This is a genomic window from Streptomyces sp. NPDC025784 (assembly GCF_055558435.1).
In genome coordinates, this window is record NZ_JBVHMN010000012.1 from 277846 (window position 1) to 283845 (window position 6000).

A 6000-nucleotide genomic window follows, 5' to 3' on the forward strand; every position below is an offset into this window, starting at 1 on the left:
CTGCCCGGCGATGTCTGGAACGGCCGGACGGGTCCTGGCCGGGTCCGGGGCCGGGCACCGCTCCGGACCGGCGTCGGCTCCCGCCCTGCGGCGCTGCGGGGCTGCGGGGACGGCGTCACCTCGGGGCCGGCGCGGCGTCGGGGCCGGGGTGTCCCCACACCCGCCGTTTCGGCAGCGGTCGCGCGAATCCCCCCGCCCGGCTCGTCCGCAGTCCGAGCTGCACGAGGGCCTCGGCCATTTTGACGGCCGCGGCGACCCCGTCGACCACCGGCAGCCCCAGCTTCTGCCCCACCACCCGCTGCAGCCCCGTCATGCCGGCGCAGCCGAGGACCAGTACCTCGGCCCCCGCCTCACGGGCCCGTTCGGCGGCGGTGACGAAGGCATCCTCGGTGCGCCGGTCGTCGCCGAGGTCGAGGACGCCGAGGCCGGTGCCGACGACGGCGGCGCAGTTCTGGGCGACACCGGCCGTGTGCAGGCTGTCCTCGATCTGCCCGCGCGAGCGTTCCAGGGTGGTGACGACGCCGTACCGGCGGCCGAGCAGACAGGCCAGGTGGGCGGCCGCCTCGGTGATGTCGACGACCGGCACGTCCACCAGCTCCCGTGCGCCCTCGCGCCCGTGTTCCCCGAAGCCGGCCATGACCACGGCGTCGTACGGGCCCTCGTACGTGCGCAGGGTGTCGAGGACGGCCGCCGCCGAGAGGTAGCTGTCGAGCCAGCCCTCCGCGGATTCGGGCCCCCAGGCGGGGGTCAGCCCGGTCACGGTGGTGCCCGGGCCTGCGGCGGCCCGAGCACCTCGTACGATCTCCGCGGTCATCTCCTGCGTCGTGTTGCAGTTGGTGACGAGGATGCGCACGTTCAGCCCTCCACGGGTGCGGGCTCGGGCTCCGCGGCGGCACGCTCCGCGCGGCACAGCACCGCGTAGAGTCCGGCCGCCAGTGCCGTGCCGATGAACCAGGAGTACGGGGCGACGTCGCTGAACGCCTTCACCAGGGCGAGGACCGCGGCGACCGCGGCCGAGGGCAGGAACGCCCACAGGGCCTTGGGGTTGACGCCCTTGCGGTAGTAGTAGCGCGAGCCCGGCCGGGCGTCGAAGAGCTGATCGATGTCGACGTGGCCGCGCTTGACCCAGTAGTAGTCGAGCATGATCACGCCGAACAGGGGGCCGAGGAAGGCGCCGAGTCCGCCGAGGAAGTAGTTGACGACGGTGGGGTTGGAGAAGAGGTTCCAGGGGGTCACGACGAGCGCGGCGACCGTGCTGATCATGCCGCCGACCCTGAAGGTGATCTTCTGGGGCCAGACGTTGGCGAGGTCGTAGGCGGGTGAGACGAAGTTGGCGACGATGTTGACGCCCATGGTGGCGATGGCGAAGGTCAGGGCGCCGAGGACCAGGACCCAGGTGTTGCCCACCTTGGCGACGAGCAGCGCGGGGTCGGTGATGGCCTCGCCGAACGCCTCGATGGAGCCGGCCGTCACGACGACGGACACGATGACGAAGGCCGTGGAGTTGATCGGCAGGCCCCAGAAGTTGCCGCGCTTGACGGTCCGGTAGCTGGGGGCGAACCGCGAGAAGTCGCAGAAGTTGAGCATCAGCGTGCCGTAGGTGGCGAGGATGAGTCCGACCGCGCCGAACCACTGGCGCCACTGCTCGCCCGCGGAGACGGGGTGCGGGGTGGAGGAGAGCGGGATGCTCCAGCCGGCCTTGGCGAGGACCCAGATGGCCAGCGCGATCATCACGAGCCAGATCGCGGGGCCGCAGAAGTCCTGGAACTTGCGGACCGATTCCATGCCCTGACTGATGATCAGTGCCTGGAGGAGCCACAGGGCGAGGAAGGACGTCCAGCCGAGCGCGTCCAGACCCACGAAGGAGTGGTGGGTCCAGGACTCCAGGCCCGGCCAGGCGGCGAGCAGCATGACGTTCACGGCGACGGAGGCCAGATAGGTCTGGATGCCGTACCACATGATGGCGATGACCGCCCTGATCAGTGCGGGGATGTTGGCGCCCCAGACCCCGAAGCTGATGCGGCTGACGACGGGGAACGGCACGCCGGTGCGCTGTCCGACGCGTCCCATCAGGTTCATGCCGGCATAGATGAGCACGAAGCCGACGAGCAGCGACGTGAAGATCTGCCAGACGTTCATGCCGAGGACCAACAGGCCCGCCGCGAAGGTGTAGTTGCCGAGGTTGTGGACGTCGGACATCCACATGGCGAAGAGGTCGAAGACCTTCCAGTTGCGCTTGCCGGCGGGTGCGAGGTCTTCGTTGGTGAGGCGAGGATCGGGGACGAACGCTGCTGTGCCGGTGGCTTCGGCGCGGTCGGCGAGGGACACGGGGCCTCCAGGGACGACGTGGGCGAGGGACGGCGGAGGACGACTAGCCGGATGCGTTTGGTATACCAAAGTGCCGTCATGGTCCTCCCGTCAAGCGTCGTGACCGATGTCGTTGCCATTACGGCTCCGTAAAAGCCCCCTCGCTTCGGCGAAGATGGCCCCATGGCGAAGATCGAACCCCTCGGCGCGGTGCGCGAGCGCGTCCTCGCGACCCTGCGGCAGGACATCATCGCGGGCCGGATGCGCCCGGGTGACCGGCTCGTGGAGCGTGAACTGGCCGAGCGGTTCGGGGTCTCCCGGGTCCCGGTCCGGGAGGCGATCCGGGCCCTGGTCGCGGAGGGTTTCGTCCTCTTCGAGTCGGCTCGCCGCACCGTCGTGCGGCGACTGACCCCCACCGACGTCAAGGAACTCTTCGAGCTGCGTGAGGCGTTGGAGGTGTACGCGGCGGGACTGGCCGCGTCACGGGCCACCCCTCAGGCGCTGGCGGAGCTGCGGGAGCTGCTCGGCCGGGCGGCGTCGGCGACCCGCGCCGGGGACGCCGAGGCGATCACCGACATCAACACCCGTTTCCACGACCGTATCCTCGCCATGGCGGGCAACAGCCTGCTGATCTCCGTCATGGAGCCGGTCGACGGCCGTCTGCGCTGGCTCACCCGGCAGAACGAGGAATGGCCACAGCTGCTCACCGAGCACGGCGAGTTGTACGAGGCCATCGCCTCCGGAGACCCCGACCGCGCCCGCGCCCACACGCTCAGCCACGTGCGCGCCAACTACCGCTCCACGGTCCGGCACCTGTTCGGCGAGACCGAGGTCCCCGAACCCGGCACGCCGGGCACATGACTCCGTCCGTGAGTCCCCTGACGTCGTGCGGGGCCGCTATCCCCGCGCGTACCTGTCGGTGGCCGCGACCAGCGCCTCCGCCATGCCCGGAGCACCGGCACCGTGCCCGGCGTCGTCCACGACGACCAGCTCGCTGTCGGGCCAGGCCCGGTGCAGCCGCCAGACGATGCCCAGCAGGTTCCCGAAGTCGAGACTGCCCTGCACCAGCGTGCCCGGGATGCCCTTGAGCAGGGGCGCGTCCCGCAGCACCACGCCCTCGGCGTTCCCTTCGCCCAGGAAGTGGTCGTTGCCCCAGTAGTGGGTGACGGTCCGGGCGAAGCCCATGCGGAAGGCCGCGTCCTCGTAGCGTTCCACCGAGCGGGGCGGCGCCGGGACGGTCGCCGTCTCCCAGTCGGTCCACGCGCGCGCCGCGCGTTCCCGCACCCGCGGGTCGGGCGACTCGATCAGCCGGTTGTAAGCGGCGGCGAGGTTCCCGTCGCGGTCGTGCGCCGGCAGCTCGCCGAGGAACCGCTCGAACGCCTCCGGGAAGATCTTCCCCAGCCCTCTGGTCAGCAGCGCCACCTCGGGATCCGAGCCGGTGGCCACTCCCGTCAGCACCAGTTCGGACACCGCGTGCGGATGGGTCTGCGCGTACCGCAGCCCGAGCACCGACCCCCACGACACGCCCCACACCAGCCACCGCTCGATGTCGAGCCGCCGCCGCAGCAGCTCCAGGTCCCGGATCAGACGGTCCGTCGTGTTGACGCCCATGTCCGTGCCGTAGGCGCTCGCGTGCGGGGTCGACCGTCCGGAGCCGCGCTGGTCGAGAAGGACGATCCGGTATGCGGCCGGGTCGCAGTAGCGCCGGTAACGCGGGGTGCAGCCGGAGCCGGGACCGCCGTGCAGCATCACCGCCGGCTTGCCGCGCGGATTGCCGCAGACCTCCCAGTACACCTGGTTGCCGTCCCCGACATCGAGCATGCCGCCGTCGTGAGGTTCGATCTCCGGATACAGACCCATCCGCGCACCGTAACGCCCGGGCCACGGTGCCGTCGCGGCGATTCACGCCAACCCGGCCGCCTCCTTCGCCGTCCGCAGGACGTCCCGCAGCATCTCGGGGGTGAGCCGGCCGGTGAAGGTGTTGCGCTGGCTGACGTGGAAGCAACCGAACAGTTCCAGCCCGCCGAACGACACCCGCGCCCCGTGCGCGAAGGCCGGCCGCGGCTTCGGCACCGCCCATCCTGCCTCGGCGAAGGCCGGCAGCGCGGCCTGCCAGCCGAAGGCGCCGAGGATCACCACCGCGCGCAGCGAGGGCCGCAGCAGCTCCAGTTCCGTCACCAGCCAGGGCCGGCAGGTGTCCCGTTCCGCCGGTGTCGGCTTGTTGTCGGGCGGGGCGCAGTGGACGGGCGCGGTGACGCGGACGCCCCGCAGCTCCAGGCCGTCGGCGGCGGACACCGAGGTCGGCTGCGAGGCCAGGCCCACGTCGTACAGGGCCTGGTACAGCACGTCCCCGGAGCGGTCGCCGGTGAACATGCGGCCGGTGCGGTTGCCGCCGTGCGCCGCGGGGGCGAGACCGACGATGAGCAGCCGGGCGTCCGCCGGGCCGAAGCCGGGCACCGGCCGTCCCCAGTACGTCTCGTCGGCGAAGGCGGCGCGCTTGGTGCGGGCCACCTCCTCGCGCCAGGCGACCAGGCGCGGGCACGCCCGGCAGCCGGAGACCCGCGCGTCCAGTTCGGCCAGGCCACCGGTGTCCATGCCTCCACCGTACGACCAGGTCATCACCCCGCCCGCGGCCACGAACCCGCGGATCGGCAGGAGCAGGGCGAGGAGCGCCCCCTGCTCCGCTGTCTCGCCGAGGTCCCCGGCGCCGTGCCGCGGGTGACCTCGAACGACAGCCCCCAAAATCGCCCGGCCCGCCGCATCCGGCGTGGTCCGTGCGACGGAAAAACCCGGAGGGGTCCGGGCCCAGGAGGACTAAAGTCGACGACATGGCTTCTCAGGGTGCTGACGGGGAGAAGAAGGACACGGGCGCGGGCGCTGCGCCCGGCTCCGGCGACGCGGCGGCCTCCGCCAGGGCCGCGGGTCCGGCGAGCGGCGAGAGCGTGCGCGTCGACAGCTGGATCTGGTCCGTGCGGCTCGTCAAGACCCGCTCACTGGGCGCCACCGCCTGCCGCGGCGGACATGTCCGGGTGAACGGCGAACGCGTCAAGCCCGCGTACTCCGTGCGCGTCGGCGACGAGGTTCGCCTGCGGCACGAAGGCCGGGAGCGGGTGGTCGTCGTCAAGCGCCTCATCCGCAAGCGGGTCGGTGCGCCCGTCGCCGTCGAGTGCTACGTCGACAACAGCCCGCCGCCCCCGCCGCGCGAGGCCGTCGCCCCGGCGGGCATCCGTGACCGCGGCACGGGCCGCCCGACCAAGCGGGACCGCCGCGACATGGAACGGCTGCGAGGGCTCGCCGCCGGCACGTCCGGTTTCGCCGACGCGGCCCGTGCGGCCGGCGCTCCCGGCGCCGGCCCCGACCCGACGGCCCGCCCGGGCAGGTCCCGCCCGTCGGGCTCGTCCCGGTCCTCGGGCTCCTCGCGATCCTCCGGTGTGCGCGGTCGGCAGGACGGTTTCGGCGAGACGGACTCCTGAGCCGTCCGGTCCGGCCGGGGCACCCGACCGGACCGCCCCGCGACGGGACATCCGGCCCCACCGCGGCTGACGCACCCCGTGACACCGTACGGCGGCGGGGGGCCCCCCCCCCCCCGGGGGGGCCCCGCCCCCCCCGCGGGCGGATCGCCCGCGGCGCACCCCGCCGCGGCGCGGCGGGGGGGTGGGGGGGCGGGGCCCCGCGGGAAACGGGGGGGGGCCG

General features: G+C 72.8%; 6 protein-coding genes. 2 read left to right on the forward strand and 4 right to left on the reverse strand.

From position 1 onward, the window contains the following. Positions 1-115: 115 nt before the first annotated feature. Both ACZ4IF_RS27005 and ACZ4IF_RS27010 read right to left on the reverse strand, forming a co-directional pair. Entirely contained in the window at positions 116-853 is a 738-nt protein-coding gene (locus tag ACZ4IF_RS27005) for an aspartate/glutamate racemase family protein (protein ID WP_467567238.1), read from the reverse strand. A 2-nt stretch (positions 854-855) separates the two neighbouring features. Next, the gene (locus ACZ4IF_RS27010) at positions 856-2328 is read right to left on the reverse strand and encodes an NCS1 family nucleobase:cation symporter-1 (RefSeq protein ID WP_432175842.1); all 1473 of its coding nucleotides are present in this window, start codon (positions 2326-2328) and stop codon (positions 856-858) included. Between the two features lie 162 nt (positions 2329-2490). Between ACZ4IF_RS27010 and ACZ4IF_RS27015 the strand changes: the two genes are divergently transcribed. Next, positions 2491-3168: a GntR family transcriptional regulator gene (locus ACZ4IF_RS27015; protein WP_467567241.1), complete on the forward strand. Its 678-nt coding sequence runs from the start codon at positions 2491-2493 to the stop codon at positions 3166-3168. Positions 3169-3204: 36 nt separating this feature from the next. Here ACZ4IF_RS27015 and pip read toward each other — a convergent pair whose 3' ends face one another. Together pip and ACZ4IF_RS27025 are read right to left on the reverse strand one after the other, a co-directional pair. Continuing rightward, the gene (pip, locus tag ACZ4IF_RS27020) at positions 3205-4167 is read right to left on the reverse strand and encodes a prolyl aminopeptidase (protein ID WP_467567244.1); all 963 of its coding nucleotides are present in this window, start codon (positions 4165-4167) and stop codon (positions 3205-3207) included. Positions 4168-4209: 42 nt separating this feature from the next. Further along, positions 4210-4902, reverse strand: coding sequence for a uracil-DNA glycosylase (locus ACZ4IF_RS27025; protein WP_467567247.1), 693 nt, complete (start codon positions 4900-4902; stop codon positions 4210-4212). A 233-nt stretch (positions 4903-5135) separates the two neighbouring features. Between ACZ4IF_RS27025 and ACZ4IF_RS27030 the strand changes: the two genes are divergently transcribed. After that, positions 5136-5780: an RNA-binding S4 domain-containing protein gene (locus ACZ4IF_RS27030; protein ID WP_467567250.1), complete on the forward strand. Its 645-nt coding sequence runs from the start codon at positions 5136-5138 to the stop codon at positions 5778-5780. Positions 5781-6000 lie beyond the last annotated feature (220 nt).

Coding starts and splice junctions, on each gene's coding strand:
- ACZ4IF_RS27015 (WP_467567241.1), top strand. CDS start 2,491: ATGGCGAAGATCGAACCCCTCGGCGCGGTGCGCGAGCGCGTCCTCGCG.
- pip (WP_467567244.1), bottom strand. CDS start 4,167: ATGGGTCTGTATCCGGAGATCGAACCTCACGACGGCGGCATGCTCGAT.
- ACZ4IF_RS27025 (WP_467567247.1), bottom strand. CDS start 4,902: ATGGACACCGGTGGCCTGGCCGAACTGGACGCGCGGGTCTCCGGCTGC.
- ACZ4IF_RS27030 (WP_467567250.1), top strand. CDS start 5,136: ATGGCTTCTCAGGGTGCTGACGGGGAGAAGAAGGACACGGGCGCGGGC.